Consider the following 15703-nt stretch of genomic DNA (forward strand, 5'->3'; position numbering starts at 1 on the left):
GCACCACCCCGTCAGTAGCTGAACAGGAGGGACAGCTGATAGAAACAGAAGCCACTGGAGCACCTCAAAAACACCATCATACACTAAATCAGTAAGTTGGCAGCATCACCTTTATTCATTATAAAATGCCCCGTAATATTTATCTCACAATGATTATGATTAGTGGATACGCCCCTACATTTCCAGACAGCTGTTATCACTTAATCTATTACTGGCCCGCAGCCGTAGATATTCTAGCCACGGTGGTAACGAGTATCCGGAAGAGATTCCACTTACACTCTTTCAATCCTATTGCAAAAGCTGATTTACTCAACAGGATTAAAAGAGGGAGTTTGATACAATTTATTTCACTTTTTGTTAGAATACTAATTCTTTTCTTGTATTTTTTTGAGGAAATGAGCACGGAACACGACATAATCTGTAGTCAGTAAAGAGTCTATCCTCCCTGACTACAGATTATGTCGTGTATTATATGATATCAACTTGGCTGTCAGCGGCCATGTTGATATCAGCGTACCTTTGTTGTAAAGGAATACCGGTCAGAACAGCACAGAGTAGTTCAGACCAAAGGTTCGGCCCCTGCCTTTGTAGTCGTACAGTGACGCTGGGCCGTAACCCGGGCTGTAGTACAGTGGTGCACGCTGCCCCCAGACAGTGGTGTAGTCACGGTCGAAGAGGTTTTCAATGCTGAAGCTGAGTGTACCCACCGGAAGCTGATAACTGCCGAGCAGATCCACGGTGGTATAGCCATCGACCTTGTAGCCCTGCGCGTCGCTCACGTCAAAGGAGGTGGTGCTCTGCACGCGCAGACTCCACGGGTCCGGTGCCCAGCCAATGTAGGCTGTCGCTTTTGATGGGCTTGCTGTCTTCACATCGTATTTCTGCCAGGTACCGTTCACTTTCGACTCAGTTTTCAGCACGTTGAAGTTCACTCCGGTACTCCAGTCAGTATCAGGAATCAGGTAGTCCACCGCACCTTCCACGCCGTAAATACGGCGTTTGTCGTCCACCACGCTGATGGTCAGATCTTTATTCGCCACCACGCTCTTATCAGAAATCGAATAGTAGGCCGCGATTTGGGTACGCAGATTATTGCCAGTAAAGCGCCAGCCCAGCTCATAAGAATCGACTTTCACGCCTTCCAGCTTGCTGTCGCTGACGTTCACACTCTTTGTTAGAGGAAGATGGCCGTTCACTGCAGCACCATAGATGCCGCGACCATAGTATTTACCCGGGTCCGGCAGCTCCACGCCCTGGGAGAAGTTGAGCCATGCCTGCTGGCGTTCGGTGATGTGCATCAGCAGACCGGCGTTGAACAGGAAGTTGTCGTAATCGACTGAGCCGCCAGGAATGGCGTCGGCGGATGTAGCCTTCCCGGCGGCAATCTGCCGTTGCTGCGCGTAGCCGATGAAATCATCAATCTTGTTTTCAGTGTACTGATAGCGTACGCCACCGTTGAGGGTAAAGAGATTATTGATGTCATAGCCTGATTGCAGGAAGACCGCCAGGTTGGTGATGTCATACGACGGATAGCGCCCGGTGGTGTAAATCTTCTTGTTGTTCAGCCCTCCGGAAGCGCTTGCCTGAGCCAGGTCGAAGAACATCTGGTTGGAGGTAAAGCGCTCATGATCAGCATCCAGCCCCCAGGTGATTTGCCAGCCGTCCATCGGTTTGCTGTTCAGAGTCAGTTTCATGCCGTACTGGTCGGTGTCCTGCTGTGACGAAGAGAAAGCCGTCACCTGTTTGTTCGCATTTACCGTCGGGAACGGGTAGAATCGCAACGACTCATCGCGGTAGTAAACCTGACCGACCAGCTCCTGTCCCAGAAAAGCGCTGTCAGAGTACTGCAGGCTGATCAAATGCCGCTCAGTGCCGGGAATACGGTCGGAATTCAGCCCGTTACTGACGAATGGCGTGCTGGTCCCTCTGATGGCAGAGAAGCCTTTCCCGAGATTAAGCCCGTAATCGTCGTCGCCCTGGCTTTTATAGTACTGTGTGATCAACTGAAGCTGCCGGGATTCATCGATGTTCAGCGTACCAGTTCCCATGATGTCCAGCCGATCGGAGTACTGCAGGCCGGTCTGGGTGTTATCAAGCAAGGTGGCATCGCCGTTACCGTCAAACCAGCCGCCAAATTTCTGATATGCCACGGAAAGACGTCCGGAGATATGCTCATTTCCGCCGGAGACAGCTCCGGCAATGCGTTCATCGTGATCTTTACTGCTGCTAAAGCCACTTTTGGTGCCAGCCTCAAACTCCATCATGGTTTCCGGCTGGCCTTTTTTGGTCACGATGTTGATCAGGCCACCGGTACTGCCGCCGCCGTACAGGGACGTCGCACCGGAGATCACTTCAATATGGTCGATATTAAAAGGATCTATAGAGTCCAGTTGTCGGCTGTCGGTACGTGAAGAGTTGAGACGCACGCCGTCAACCAGCACGACCAGCGGGCGGCCACGCACATTCATACCGTAGTTGGTGCGGCTCCGGCTGCTGACGTCAAGGCCAGGGATCAGCTGAGCCAGTGCGTCTTTAAGCTCTTTGCCGCCCTGAATCTGCTGTTCCAGTTCGGCGTTTTCGATAACCCAGGTGGTTTGCGCCATCTCCGCTACGGTGCGATTGCTGCGGTTGGCAGACACCACGAACGTTTCATCATCGGTTTGTTGAGCGACTGCTGGCGCCATCATGGTAAGAAGCAGTGGGTTGAGAGCCCAAAGCGTATACTTTTTGCTTATCATCATTATTCCTCCATACGGGCGGAAAAAATCAGCCCAAAGATGCTGTGTAGCGAGTTAAAGAAGCAGCCTCCGGCTGCGTTTTCCCTAGGTGCCGCTGCGCCACTGAATCAGGGCGGGCGGCATACTGAGATCGAATAAATCACGTCCCATTACGCGATTAAGAATACGTGCAGATCTCCATGCCATCAGGCTGAGCTGGGGTTCGGCGATGCCATGGGTTTGCATACTGGCGTTGACCACGAAGATGTTGTTCTCTTTCGGGCCACTCCATTCCAGAGTGAAGTCATCACGCACTTTAAAGGTGTTCTTATCGTGCATGGTGATCAGGGGCATCAGTGAGGGAAGTATTTGTGGCAACGCAGAACGGTAACCTGTGGCGAAAATCACCACATCACTTTCCAGGCTCTCCCTGCCCTGATCCAGATGATGCTCCATCAGCAACTTCCAGCCAGGACCACTACTTTCCAGAGTTGTTACCGAGCGGCTGGGTAGCAGACGGATATTTCTTGGTTTTCTCAGAACTTCAAAACGGTGGTACAACTCACGATAAATGGTCAGTAAAGAATCGGCAGTGATGCCATCCGATGTCATTTTCTGCTCATCCAGTAACTGATGGCGAATATCTTCCTCCAGTCCGGAGAAGCCTGAAATATATTCAGGTGTAAAATACTCATCAGCAAAAGCAGCCTCATCCAGTGCGTTAAAATTATTACGCCGGGAGACCCAGTTTATTTCCGCCGCTTCTCCCCATTCCCCGCGTAATGCATTAAGGAACAGGTCTGCACCACTCTGTCCTCCACCAACCACGGTTATCCGTTTTCCACTAAGGTCCGGCCGACGAAGATTCATTTCACTGGCATGGAAACAGGATTGTGTCATATGCTTCACACAGGGTGGTAAATAAGGTTGTTTTCCTGTACCAAGGCAGATATTGCGGGCAAAATATTCTCCCTGGCTGGTTTGCACCAGAAACAATCGACGTTTTTTATCGAAATCAATGTTTTCAACGGTATGACTGAAATACAGGTTATTCATATCTTCAGCAGCCCAGCGGAGGTAGTCAGAAAACTCTTCACGGGATACTGTACGTAGTCTGCTTGTAAGGAAGCGATAGAACTTTTTGTGCTTCACCAGATAGTTAACAAAACTGTAGGGATTTGTAGGTGCAACAGCACTGACCAGATCTTTCAGAAAGACGGTCTGCATATGACAATCCGGTACCAGCATACCCGGATGCCAGGAAAAATGAGGATGTTCATCAAAGAAGAGACAGTCCAGTTCTTCGATCTGATGTGACAACGCAGCAATGCTGAGATTAAATGGCCCTGTCCCTACACCAATAAAATCGACACTTTTTTTCATGATTCATATTCCTGAGTTACCAGCCACAGCGGATTTTGCAGATCCTCAAGGTAATTCGGCAGCATGCGGCTGCCGCCATCCAGATCAGGCCAGGTCAGTTTTACCGGGTTCAGCACCACGCGAATGATTTGTGGCCTGAAAAGTGAGAAAAGCGCAAAACGCTCTGACATTTGTGGATGTTTTTTCATGTAATCACTCAACACTGCTGCCAGCAGTTGATAAAATCGCCTTTCAGGTACGCCAAGACGAACCATCAGTGGCGAAATAAAACGCAGTACTGTCACGAAGTGACCCGTCTGCAAATCATGGATTAAGTAGTCCGCACTCAGGCGGGATGTAACATCACGAACCTCCTGAGGCAAAGAGTCCATTTCGGGGAACTCTTCTTTCACCAGTCGCATATCGCCCTGGAAGTCTTTCAGCAGAACACGCTGTGGAACCCCCTCTTTCATGGCGAGAGTTATATTTTGTCCATGTGCAATAAGCGCGACACCGTAGCGGCAAAGCAGGTGATACAGAGGAACCACGACCACCCGGAACAGTTGCGTAAGCCAGGTTTCAGCGTCCAGCCCGGAGCGGTCTATATATGCGCCTGCCAGCGGCTGATTGTTTTCGTCGCACTCCATCAGTGTTGCCATCAGAACCGGACTTTCATCCGGTTTCAGCCAGCGGCACGGATTCTCCCGCCAGATAACACCAAGCATTTCCTGGTAGCGATAGGGAGCCCGGGCAAGCGCGGCATAGCCTTCATGGGAGACATAGCCTGCAGCCGGTTCACCAAGTATCACTGCGCCGCTTTGCACTAGGGTGGCGTCGGTCGCAAAAACCTGTTGTAGCCAGCGTGAAGCCAGTGGTCCGGCAGCGATGTATCTGCCAGGGATCCCCCGGTAGCATGAGGTGTTGTAGATGGTCAGCGGCAGCTTGATATCCAGCCCGCCCCGGCGACTGGCGTTGGTCAGGGTACGCAGCGACTGCTGGGCGAGCCACTGGTCGCCAAACTCGCCGAGAGACACCATCCTGCCTTCGGCAAAATCAGCGATGAAGTCGGTAGCGATTTTTTGCTGCCACTGCCACGGATGTACCGGCAGCGGCAGCCAGTTATGATCCAGTCCGTTTTCCTGCCAGACCTGACTGAAGCGGGCAAACTCCTGCGGATCCATTGCGGCCGTCAACAACTGATGAATATCCATCTCGTTATCACAGCGCCAGATCATATGTTCACGTTTTACCGCCAGCCAGTGCAGTCTGAAGGTGTTGGCATACTCTGGCGCATATCGTTCCAGCGCCTCTTTACCCCAGCCACGGCGACCTTTATTAAAAACGAATTTAGGATGACCGCTCAGCAGGCATTGCAGGCGGTCGGCATTAAGATTAATCAGGTCACTGGCGCTCAGCCCGCGACGGGCTTTCAGTAGTTGCAGGTCGCCCAGCAGCGTGGCATACAAATCCTGCATATGCTCAGCAACGGTTGCATCGCTCATTGACAGTACCTGCTTTAGCTGCATCAGCAGCGTCTGAGCCAGTACTGGCTCGTCCGCGCAGCGCAGAGTTTGAGCATCAATCCAGAGCCAGCCCCAGATACCACGTTCAGCGATGAAGCGCCATTGTGCTCCCGGCAGGTTAATGCAGTAGCGGTCATCGCCCTGAGATTCCGCGTGGAAAACCTGCTCATACTCCAGCTCAGACAACATTTTTGCCACCAGGCGGCGGTTGACCAAATCCCAGTCTTTGTGATTCATTACAGACCGACCTCCGTGAAGAAGTGATGACGATCCGCCATCACCATGCGCGAGCGTTTATGTGGGAAGTCGAACTCTTTAATTGTCCGGTATCCCGCAGGCTCAAGATGGCGGAACAGGCGCTGGTTATCGGTGCGTGGCTCCAGTACTGTGCGCTGCGTACGTGGCTCATTCAGCAGCAGGTAATGTGTCACCCCGCGCAGCCAGCTTTGCACATAGTGGGCTCCGCGCCATTGCTGTTCACCAACCAGCAGATGCAGGCCACGGTCAAAGGGCTGCCACGAATAGTGGCGACCAATGCGGTCTTCCGCCGCCCAGTAGATTTCGAAATAACTGAACGGCCGATCGTCGAAACAACCAATCAGCGGGAATGCATGTTTACTGGTGAGCTGGCGTTCCAGATAGGCGATCTGTACCTCCAGTGAGCCACTTTGCTCCCAGAAATACTCAACGCGCGGATCGTTCATCCAGCGAGTGAAACGTTCTGCATCAGAAACGGGATCGGCAATGCGGAAACTCAGCATCCTGCGAATGCGTGGATCGTAACGACGATAAACTTCACCCTGCGGACGGGGGGGGCGCTGCGGGAAATAAATCTCACGCTCTGCATCAAAAACCATTTTACCGGAGGCCCGGTTTGCCGGAGAACTCAGCCATAACGGTAACTGCCAGAAAGCGGAACGATGGATAATGTCGCTTTGTACCTGTCCGAAAAGCGTCAGCGCCTGTGGCTCCTCACACCATTCGGACCAGGGAAGAACCACTGCTGAAAGTTGTGGTGCGGCGATAAATATCTGATCCAGCGCGTCGCACAGCCACCCTGTTGGCAGCTCCCCGGGCCAGTGCAACACCGCGCTATTGTCCAGCCCCCAGCCAAGATTCAGAGGCTTGTCGAGTTTTTCACAGCGCAGTCCATATCCGCTGTGAACAATGTTTGCCCCAGACATTCAGACCTCCTGAGCCTGCAGCGGGTTAGCGAAATCAAAATAGATCACCGAAGGGTCAACGATGGTGTTCTCGTTATGATCGTTCAGATAACAGAAAAAGTTACCTTTTACGTTCCAGTACGGACTTTCCAGAACATAGTTGAGACAGGTTTTATGAGTCACCTGGTCACGCACTTCAGCCAGCAATGTTCGTACACGAGCCATCAGATTCGCTTCGCTGTCCAGCCCGGCAGCACCCAGCGCAGCAGTTACGGCAAAAGTGGAGTTAACCAGCAGGTAATAAGGGAAATAGCGCAGCAACTGCTCACGGGTGAAAATATTTTCCGCCTGCGCCTCGTCAATGGTATCGAGCCACTCTGTCGCGTGAGGCATAAACGCGCTGCCCTGGCAGTCACGGTAAATAAATCCGACCGGCAGATCCCCAAGCATCTGCACAAGAATATTTTGCTGATGCGCCAGCAGCACCAGGCCGTAATCCGCTTCAGCCGTAAACAGAGGCTTCAGCACCTGCTGACAGTAAGCATCGACCCATGCGTGGGCGGCCTGTTGCACAGTGATACCGAGGCGATCGCTCAGGCGTTTTACCGCCGAAACCAGCAGCGAATCACCGCCATCCGGTGCGGCCTGAGTCAGGGAAACCAGAACGTTGGTCTGGCTTTGCGGCTGCTCCAGCAGCAGGTTTTCACGCAGGGAAAACAAACTTTCCTGCATGATGTTGCCGTTAAGATCGCGCAGCCCGGCCCAGCCGTCCTCCTGCATTACCCGGAAAGTAGGGAAGCGGGCCTGTAGCATCTGCCAGCCGTCGGTTTGCGCCAGACGTGCCAGGCGCATTCCTCGCTCCACCTCTTTCACAGACAGAGTACGGACGGAGTTGGTCAGCCGAACGCTCAGGGAGAACTTGATCATATCGCGGCTGGTAGCACAGTAGAGGGAGCGGGAAGAGGTGGTCGGCAGCCACGACGTGCCGGCCTCGCCTAAGTCTCTGATAAGTCCTTTAGCAAAAAGTGCCTGGCACCACACTTGCTGCAAAAGATATTCTCCCTGCCACGGGTGCAGCGGGAACAGCCATTGATTGTCACTTAATTCGTTGAGTAACTGGGGCGCATTTTCTGCGGCAAATCGCGTCAACCGCTGTTGAAGGTTAAGATGCAGACTTTCACCAGCGATTTGCGTTTTATCCACCGAAAACCACCGCAGCGGGAAGTGAGGTGCCATGTCAGGCAGGTATCGTTCAGCTTCCTGGCGGTTAAACGGTTCATGAGACTTAGGTGCAGGGTGGAAAGCGTGTCCTGTCAGCAGTGCCTGCTCAGCCTCGCCAAAATTCAACGCTTTTTCACGCAGGATGGCCCAGTCATGGCGGGCATCAATTGTCTGTTGCGTATGGGCGTAGCTTTCCAGCACGCGTTGGTGGAAAGTTTCGCAGAGGGGAACTGGCAGAAAAAGTTGATGCCGGAGCTTATCAATAATAAGCCGGGAGAGAGTGGTAAAGTCGACAGGATAACTGCCTGATGCCGTGACCAGATGAGCAGGAAATGCAAAGCGGTGATGCTGGGTTGGGGAGAAATAAGCCACTCTGAAATGGAGCGACTTCTGTTCGTCCAGCGGGATAATCAATTCGTCTGGCGGGTATTCCGCCAGTTGCCAGTCTTTGGTTTCACGAATCAAGGCATTCAGGAAGCACTGCGCAGCCACATCTGTGGCGGATTTTTCAGAGGGCAGGATCATAATCAAACAGCTCCTACACAGTAAAATAATAACAATTATGTCAATAATGATTCTCATTATCAATGAGAAATGTTATTGTCAGAAAAATTAATTTTACAAATAAACACAATTAATACATGGTGTTGAAACATTACAATGTCATCTAAGATCGAAGATACGCCCCAAAAAACCCTGTCCTGCTGGCCACTGGCGTTCAGTGCCGGTCTTCTCGGTATCGGACAGAACGGTCTGCTGGTTGTACTCCCTGTTCTGGTCATACAGACAAATCTGAGTCTGTCTGTATGGGCTGCCCTGCTGATGCTGGGCTCAATGCTGTTTCTGCCATCTTCCCCATGGTGGGGAAAGCAAATTTCCCTTACTGGCAGTAAGACTGTGGTGCTGTGGGCTCTGGGAGGATATGGCGTAAGCTTTACCCTGCTTGGGCTGGGAAGCGTGCTGATGGCTACCGGTGCCGTAACAACAGCGGTGGGGTTGGGAATATTAATCATCGCCCGGATCGTCTACGGTCTGACCGTGTCAGCAATGGTGCCAGCCTGTCAGGTCTGGGCATTGCAGAGAGCGGGAGAAGGGAATCGCATGGCCGCTCTGGCAACCATCAGCTCCGGCCTGAGCTGCGGCAGGCTATTCGGGCCGCTGTGCGCGGCGGCAATGTTGGTCATTCACCCTCTGGCGCCAGTGTGGATGCTGATGGCAGCTCCGGTGTGGGCTGTGGTGATGCTTCTGCGGTTGCCCGGCACACCACCACAGCCCACACCGGAGCGCAAGAGCGTCAGCCTGAAGCGGGATTGCCTGCCTTATCTGCTTTGCGCAATGTTACTGGCTGCGGCAATGAGCATGATGCAGCTTGGACTTTCGCCAGCCCTTACTCGCCAGTTCGATACTGATACCACCACTATTAGCCAACAGGTGGCGTGGTTGTTGGGGCTGTCCGCAATAGCTGCGCTTATCGCGCAGTTCGTGGTACTCCGTCCACAGCGCCTGACTCCAGTGGCTCTGCTCCTGAGTGCCGGGGTGTTGATGAGTAGTGGTCTGGCTATCATGCTCACTGAACAGCTATGGTTGTTTTACCTGGGCTGTGCAGTGCTGTCATTTGGGGCCGCTCTGGCAACACCCGCTTATCAACTTTTACTGAATGATAAGCTGGCCGACGGCGCAGGCGCGGGCTGGCTTGCGGCCAGTCACACACTTGGCTATGGGCTGTGCGCATTGTTGGTGCCACTGGCGTCGAAAACAGGTGTCTCAATCGCGCTGATTGTGACGGCATTATTTGCCGCTGTATTATTTACCATAGTGTCTGCATGTATTTGGCATTACCGTACAATCAAGTAAGGCTATGATGTTGTACTCACAGCCGGCATAACGTCCTGTGCAATTTCGCTGTCGAAACCGCCTGTGCTGACCGCCCAGTGCACTCACCTGAAGCACATCGCAGCATGCCACCAGGATGCCAGATCGTCTTCTGAAATGGGTGGATACATTGGCAACGTTAACCGCAACAATTTTTCAGAGAGAATTTTGGGGGGTGAGGGCCAGTGATGTAAAAAATACGCCAAGAGGTTAATTCATTGTTTATACTGATATGTCAGGTAATGCGTTTGCAGTCATTACAGTCGTCATGGAGACTGTAATGACTGCAAACGCATACCATGGAGCGAAATTCTATCCTAAGCGTCACATTAGTTGATAAACCTGTAACGTTAATGAATTCTCATGCGAAAAGTATGGTTATGATAAAAAAGCCTAAAGCTGTCATGATGAGGGAGCCAATGACGTGAACAAGTACAGACGTCAAAGCCCATATATAATTTCCCGCCTGGAGTAATGCGAATACTTCAACAGAAAATGTAGAGAAAGTACTCAGACCTCCACAAAGTCCCGTTGTTATCATTAATTTCCAAAAAGGATCAAGGTGTGGTTGTCGTAAAAAGTACGCCAACGCAGTACCAATAATTAACCCGGCAAGGAGGTTCACCACCAGTGTACCTGGAGGTAGATTTGGAAAAAGACTGTTAAAGCGTGTGGACAGTAACCAGCGCAGAGTACATCCAACAGAACCGCCGATAATGACGGCAAAAAGTGATTTAATCATGTACCCCTCATAAAATAATTTTTTATCGTAACAATATCAGAATATGTTCTCATTTGACTGATATTGTTAATTTATATCCTTTGACTACATGCAAGATAAGGGAAGGTTCTATTTATTGACATTAATACCCTCGACAATTGCTGAGCAGAAGCCCCCACGACAAGTGACAGAATGACAACATCTACAGTGGGGAGCGTTTTATCGATGAACAAGCAACCAAGAAGTAACACGGCATAGGTGACGACAATGCCAGTAAGCATAGAAATAACAAAAACGTGAGCTTTCATCATTCCTCCAGAATAACCCCGACGTGTAAGCCTGGGGGATTGGCACAATAATGTCATTTAAAGGCAGACTTTCCAGCAAATTGCGCCGATGAACCCAGTTCATCCTCAATTCTCATAAGCTGGTTATATTTTTCAATACGCTCACCCCGGCATGGAGCTCCCGTTTTGAGATGACCTGCGCGCATTGCAACTGTCATATCGGCGATAAAGCTGTCCACTGTCTCACCACTGCGGTGTGAGATAAAGGTGCCCCAGTTGTTGTCATGGCAAAGTTGTACCGCATCAAAGGTTTCACTCAGGGAACCAATCTGGTTGAGTTTAATCAATGCTGAATTGGCAAGGTTTTCGTCAATGCCGCGCTGAATATACTTTACGTTGGTCACAAACAGATCGTCGCCAACCAATTCTATCTGCTCTCCCAATGCACCATGCAGGATTTTCCATCCAGCCCAGTCATCTTCAGCTACCGTTAAGGGCAGGAAGATCAACTAGGTGCTCTGGGGCTGGTGACCAATGCGGTTGTGCTGTGAAACACACTTTACATGCAGGAGGCGTTGTCACATCTTCGCAAATCGGGAGAAACTCCTGAGGAGTAGCATCCGGCAAGATTATCGCTGCTGATACATAGCCATATAAATATGCTGGGGCATTATACGTCTTCGTTACCGGAAGATATTCTTAAGGGTGAGTTAAGATCATTAAACTTCAATACAAACAATTAATTAAACTCTTAGCGTGGTTTTTTACATCACTGGCCCTCGCCCCCCAATTTTCTCTATGTTTTGCCACTACTTCCCTCATTTTACTGCGCTGTTTGCTACCCCTGAGAATCGACATTACTTGCTATCCAGTCCGCAGCAACTCTCTGGCAACAAAACTTATCAGAATCATAAGTCTGTGCATTATTCGTTCAAGCGCATCGCCAATAAGCGGATGTTGCTGGCCGAGTGTTCTGCTAATCGGATGATAACAAATCCCGTGGTTCGGCATTTTCCTTTGTGCGTGCGTTGATGCTGGTAACGGTAAACGTCATGATGAACATGACCGCGAATAAGACAACAATTGTCGGAGCTGGCGCGCTGTCGATAAAAAAGGACAGCCAGACACCAGTCATTGAGACCAATATCGATATGCCAGTCGCCAGCAGGAGCGCAATATGAAAGCGTTGTGTCAGGAGTACCGCAATGGCACCAGGCGCAATGAGAAGAGAAATAGAGAGAATGATACCTACCGCTTTCAGCGTCGCCACAATGGTCAGGGAGACCATGCACAGCAGCCCATAATGCAGCCATCTCGTATGCAAACCGCTTGCCTGCGCCTGTTGATAATCAAAGCTGAACAGCAAAAAATCCCGCCATTTTACGCTAATAACAAGTGTAACCAGTCCGGCAATAATCACCGTCTGGATTATATCGCCGATGGTTATCCCGAGCATGTCGCCGAAAAGAATATGATCAAGATGTACGTCTGGTTTGACTGCAATATACAAGATCAGACCTGCGGCAAACATGCCAGAAAAAACAATCCCCATCACTGTATCTTGCTTGATTCGGCTGTTGTCTTTCAGGTATCCCGTCGCCACCGCACAGAATACTCCGGCGACGAATGCCCCTGTAGCCAGAGGTAACCCCAGAATCCAGGCAAGCACGATGCCAGGAAAAACCGCATGACTCATCGCGTCACCCATCAGTGCCCAACTTTTCAGGACCAGAAAGACCGACAGCAGCGCACAGGGTATGGAAACTACCAGTGAAATCAGCAGTGCGTGACTCATAAAGGTGAACTGCAGTGGCTCCAGTAATAATGCCATCATGAGCGATCCTCCAGCGCTTTATGCGCACGCCGACGATTTGCCAAAAGCCCATGGGTGGGCGCAAAGACAAATGCTAAAAGAAACAGCAGTGTCTGCGCCACCACGATGATTCCACCTGTCGCGCCGTCCAGAAAGTAACTGACCCACGCGCCGAGGAAACTGGTCACACTGCCAATAGTTACAGCAATCATGAGCAGGCGGGGAAAACGATCGGTTAACAACCATGCTGTTGCACCGGGAGTCACCACCAGACAGATCACCAGAAAGGCACCAACCGTTTGCAGCGCCGCAACGGTCGAAACCGACAGCAGGGTGAAGAAGAGGATTTTTAATCTGCCCGGATGCAATCCAATAGCACGGGCGTGATTCTCGTCGAAAAAGGTCACCATAAGATCTTTCCATTTGAAAAAAAGCACGATGATCGAGAGAATGCCAATGATAGTGAGTTGCAGGATATCCGCCGGATCGATTGCCAGAATATTGCCCAGGACGATGGTCTGAATGTTCACGGATGTCGGGTTCAATGACACCATAAACAGCCCCAGGCCAAAAAAGGACGAGAAGATCAGGCCGATGATGGCATCTTCTTTTAAGCGAGTGAGTTGGTTAAGAAACAGCATGCTGCCCGCTGCCAGTCCGCCGGAAAAGAAGGCTCCCAGAGAAAACGGAAGCCCCAGCATATATGCCCCCGCAACACCCGGGACAATAGAGTGCGACAGCGCATCGCCAATCAGCGACCAGCCTTTTAGCATCAGATAGCATGACAGGAAAGCGCAGAGACCGCCGACCATCGCCGAGACCCACATCGCATTGAGCATATATTCATAGCTGAAGGGTTCCAGTAGCACGTTCATCTTTCTTCCCTCTGCACCGCTGACGGTCGATGTGCCACAAAAGGGCGTTCATCGTCAGTAATAATGCTTTCTTCCGAGCCGTTAAGTGTGACATGGCGCAGTACGCCGCTAAAAGCCAGCTCCAGGTTCTCGGCTGTAAAAGTGGTGTCTGTCGGCCCGCTTGCCAGGACGGTGCCTTTGACCATGACCGTATAATCGCAAAATGTCGTGACGGATCCGAGATTGTGCGTTGAGACAAGCATCGTTTTGCCTTCCGCGCGTAACTCCCTCAACAGGCTGATGATTTTCGCTTCGGTTTTCACATCAACGCCGGTAAAAGGTTCATCCAGCAGGATCACATCACCCTGCTGTGCAATCGCTCTCGCCAGAAAGACGCGTTTCTTTTGTCCACCGGAAAGCTCGCCGATTTGTCGATGGCGAAAATCCACCATATCGACACGTTCCAGCGCATCGGTGACAATCTGACGATCCCTCTTTTTGGCGATACGCAACATACCCATATGCCCATAGCGGCCCATCATCACCACATCTTCCACCAGTACAGGAAATGACCAGTCAACCTCTTCTGACTGAGGGACGTAGGCAACCAGGTTTTTCTGTAGCGCCTGTCGTGTGGGAATACCCAGAACAGATATCTTCCCGCTGGTCAGACGCACAAATCCCATAATCGCTTTAAACAACGTCGATTTTCCGGAACCGTTTACCCCAACCAGAGCGGCAATAGATCCGCCTGGTACTGTGAAGGATGCATCGCGCAGTGCTGTGTGCCCGTTACGCCAGGTGACAGTAACATCATTAACGACAATGCCTGCAGATTGCATCATTATTTCTCCCTTTTTCCGGCTTTAATTCCCTGTACCAGCGTACTGGTAGTAACCTTCAGAAGGTCGATATACGTAGGTACCGGGCCGTTTTCTGTGCTCAGGGAATCGACATAGAGCACACCACCGTAGTGCGCGCCGGTTTCACGCGCAACCTGACGCGCTGGTTTATCGGAAATCGTACTCTCGCTAAAGACTGCCGGGATATGATTTTTCTTAACTATATCAACAACCTTACGTACCTGCTGCGGTGTTCCTTGTTGATCGGCATTAATCGGCCACAGATAAAGCTCTTTTAGCCCCAAATCGCGTGCGAGATAAGAAAAAGCCCCTTCACTGGTGACCATCCATCGCTGATTCTCAGGGAGTTCCGCAATCTGCTTACGCAGGGGGGCAAGGGTTTGGGTAATCTTGGCTTTATAAGTATCGGCATTACGTTGGTAGGTTTGTGCATTTGCCGGATCGTATTTTATAAACGCATCACGAATATTATCGACGTAAATCAGAGCATTATCTGGCGACATCCAGGCATGGGGGTTAGGTTTGCCCTCATAGGGCCCTTCGGTGATCCCTACTGGCGTCACACCCGAAGAGACAATTACTTCTGGAACCCCATTGAGATGCTGGTAAAAGCGTTGGAACCACAATTCCAGATTCATACCATTGGCGAGAATCAGTTGTGCCCCCTGCGCACGTTTAATATCGCCAGGGGTAGGCTGATACTCATGAATTTCTGCACCAGGCTTGGTTATGGATGAGACTTCTGCAGCATCTCCAGCCACGTTTTTGGCCATATCTGCGATGATGGTAAAAGTTGTAATGACCTTGAATTTTTCAGCTGCACTCGCCTGAAATGCTATCGAGCAGGTGAGGACTAGGCACCCCAAGAGCATGGTTACTTTTTTTATTGAGAGCATGATTTAGTACCTATAGTGAGCAAAATTAGAATAAACATAGCAACTACTATGTTTTATAGCAGAAGCTATAAAATGTAAATAATTATCATTAGCGATTATAAGATCCCAACACAGGGATTAGGTTATTTCCTGCTGACGATGTGGTATTGAGGATAAAAGTTGGGCAGCGCTTTGGCTTTAAAATGAACTTGTTCAGGACGATTGGTAATGGCAAAGCAAAAATAATGTAGGTTATTGGCAAGTTCTCTAGGACGCAGGAGAGCATGAAAAACCCAGGGGCAGTCACTAAATGAAGGGATCGGTGATGCTGCCAACTTACTGATTTAGTGTATGATGGTGTTTTTGAGGTGCTCCAGTGGCTTCTGTTTCTATCAGCTGTCCCTCCTGTTCAGCTACTGACGGGGTGGTGCG

General features: G+C 50.7%; 12 protein-coding genes and 3 pseudogenes. 3 read left to right on the plus strand and 12 right to left on the minus strand.

Annotated features, from left to right (window positions below; all coding sequences use genetic code 11):
- The 6 genes and pseudogenes from ACJHWR_RS24275 to iucA all read right to left on the minus strand — a co-directional run.
- Window positions 1–55: IS1 family transposase (locus ACJHWR_RS24275; RefSeq protein ID WP_129692851.1), on the minus strand; the 55-nt coding region annotated here is incomplete at its 3' end.
- A gap of 484 nt (window positions 56–539) precedes the next feature.
- Window positions 540–2741, minus strand: coding sequence for a ferric aerobactin receptor IutA (gene iutA, locus ACJHWR_RS24280; protein ID WP_000973520.1), 2202 nt, complete (start codon window positions 2739–2741; stop codon window positions 540–542).
- A 25-nt stretch (window positions 2742–2766) separates the two neighbouring features.
- Window positions 2767–4100 (minus strand): annotated as a pseudogene (iucD, locus tag ACJHWR_RS24285) (NADPH-dependent L-lysine N(6)-monooxygenase IucD).
- On the minus strand, window positions 4097–5839 hold the full coding sequence (gene iucC, locus ACJHWR_RS24290) for an NIS family aerobactin synthetase IucC (protein ID WP_001015721.1): 1743 nt from the start codon (window positions 5837–5839) through the stop codon (window positions 4097–4099). The pseudogene iucD and the gene iucC overlap by 4 nt, the downstream one beginning before the upstream one ends.
- On the minus strand, window positions 5839–6786 hold the full coding sequence (gene iucB, locus ACJHWR_RS24295; RefSeq protein ID WP_000011910.1) for a N(6)-hydroxylysine O-acetyltransferase IucB: 948 nt from the start codon (window positions 6784–6786) through the stop codon (window positions 5839–5841). The genes iucC and iucB overlap by 1 nt, the downstream gene beginning before the upstream one ends.
- Entirely contained in the window at window positions 6787–8511 is a 1725-nt protein-coding gene (iucA, locus tag ACJHWR_RS24300; protein WP_000602863.1) for an aerobactin synthase IucA, read from the minus strand.
- Window positions 8512–8646: 135 nt separating this feature from the next.
- Between iucA and ACJHWR_RS24305 the strand changes: the two genes are divergently transcribed.
- On the plus strand, window positions 8647–9840 hold the full coding sequence (locus ACJHWR_RS24305) for an MFS transporter (protein WP_000095526.1): 1194 nt from the start codon (window positions 8647–8649) through the stop codon (window positions 9838–9840).
- Window positions 9841–10219: 379 nt separating this feature from the next.
- Here ACJHWR_RS24305 and crcB read toward each other — a convergent pair whose 3' ends face one another.
- A complete protein-coding gene (gene crcB / locus ACJHWR_RS24310; RefSeq protein ID WP_001318207.1) occupies window positions 10220–10600 on the minus strand; it encodes a fluoride efflux transporter CrcB in 381 nt (126 codons plus the stop codon).
- 340 nt (window positions 10601–10940) lie between these two features.
- Window positions 10941–11354: pseudogene (locus ACJHWR_RS24315) on the minus strand (phosphopyruvate hydratase); the annotation flags it as partial.
- 6 nt (window positions 11355–11360) lie between these two features.
- Here ACJHWR_RS24315 and ACJHWR_RS24320 point away from each other — a divergent pair.
- Window positions 11361–11609, plus strand: a pseudogene (locus tag ACJHWR_RS24320) (Tn3 family transposase); the annotation flags it as partial.
- A 233-nt stretch (window positions 11610–11842) separates the two neighbouring features.
- Here ACJHWR_RS24320 and sitD read toward each other — a convergent pair.
- Genes sitD through sitA form a run of 4 tightly spaced genes read right to left on the minus strand, consistent with a single transcriptional unit; the run spans window position 11843 to window position 15292 of the window.
- Window positions 11843–12700: an iron/manganese ABC transporter permease subunit SitD gene (gene sitD, locus ACJHWR_RS24325; protein ID WP_000968139.1), complete on the minus strand. Its 858-nt coding sequence runs from the start codon at window positions 12698–12700 to the stop codon at window positions 11843–11845.
- Window positions 12697–13554, minus strand: coding sequence for an iron/manganese ABC transporter permease subunit SitC (sitC, locus tag ACJHWR_RS24330; RefSeq protein ID WP_001101723.1), 858 nt, complete (start codon window positions 13552–13554; stop codon window positions 12697–12699). The genes sitD and sitC overlap by 4 nt, the downstream gene beginning before the upstream one ends.
- Window positions 13551–14378 (minus strand): iron/manganese ABC transporter ATP-binding protein SitB, encoded by an 828-nt coding sequence (sitB, locus tag ACJHWR_RS24335; protein ID WP_000983710.1) that lies wholly within the window; start codon window positions 14376–14378, stop codon window positions 13551–13553. The genes sitC and sitB overlap by 4 nt, the downstream gene beginning before the upstream one ends.
- Window positions 14378–15292: an iron/manganese ABC transporter substrate-binding protein SitA gene (gene sitA / locus ACJHWR_RS24340; RefSeq protein ID WP_000949004.1), complete on the minus strand. Its 915-nt coding sequence runs from the start codon at window positions 15290–15292 to the stop codon at window positions 14378–14380. The genes sitB and sitA overlap by 1 nt, the downstream gene beginning before the upstream one ends.
- Before the next feature lie 355 nt (window positions 15293–15647).
- On the opposite strand from sitA, the gene ACJHWR_RS24345 reads away from it, so the two are divergent.
- Window positions 15648–15703: IS1 family transposase (locus tag ACJHWR_RS24345; RefSeq protein ID WP_097491765.1), on the plus strand; the 56-nt coding region annotated here is incomplete at its 3' end.

Origin of the sequence: Escherichia sp. WS568 (genome assembly GCF_046486085.1) — a bacterium.
GTDB lineage: Bacteria > Pseudomonadota > Gammaproteobacteria > Enterobacterales > Enterobacteriaceae > Escherichia > Escherichia coli.

Excerpts from the sequence above, each read along its gene's own strand:
- sitA (WP_000949004.1), bottom strand. The coding sequence starts at position 15,292 with ATGCTCTCAATAAAAAAAGTAACCATGCTCTTGGGGTGCCTAGTCCTC.
- iucA (WP_000602863.1), bottom strand. The coding sequence starts at position 8,511 with ATGATCCTGCCCTCTGAAAAATCCGCCACAGATGTGGCTGCGCAGTGC.
- iutA (WP_000973520.1), bottom strand. The coding sequence starts at position 2,741 with ATGATGATAAGCAAAAAGTATACGCTTTGGGCTCTCAACCCACTGCTT.
- sitC (WP_001101723.1), bottom strand. The coding sequence starts at position 13,554 with ATGAACGTGCTACTGGAACCCTTCAGCTATGAATATATGCTCAATGCG.
- iucB (WP_000011910.1), bottom strand. The coding sequence starts at position 6,786 with ATGTCTGGGGCAAACATTGTTCACAGCGGATATGGACTGCGCTGTGAA.
- crcB (WP_001318207.1), bottom strand. The coding sequence starts at position 10,600 with ATGATTAAATCACTTTTTGCCGTCATTATCGGCGGTTCTGTTGGATGT.
- ACJHWR_RS24305 (WP_000095526.1), top strand. The coding sequence starts at position 8,647 with ATGTCATCTAAGATCGAAGATACGCCCCAAAAAACCCTGTCCTGCTGG.
- sitB (WP_000983710.1), bottom strand. The coding sequence starts at position 14,378 with ATGATGCAATCTGCAGGCATTGTCGTTAATGATGTTACTGTCACCTGG.
- sitD (WP_000968139.1), bottom strand. The coding sequence starts at position 12,700 with ATGATGGCATTATTACTGGAGCCACTGCAGTTCACCTTTATGAGTCAC.
- iucC (WP_001015721.1), bottom strand. The coding sequence starts at position 5,839 with ATGAATCACAAAGACTGGGATTTGGTCAACCGCCGCCTGGTGGCAAAA.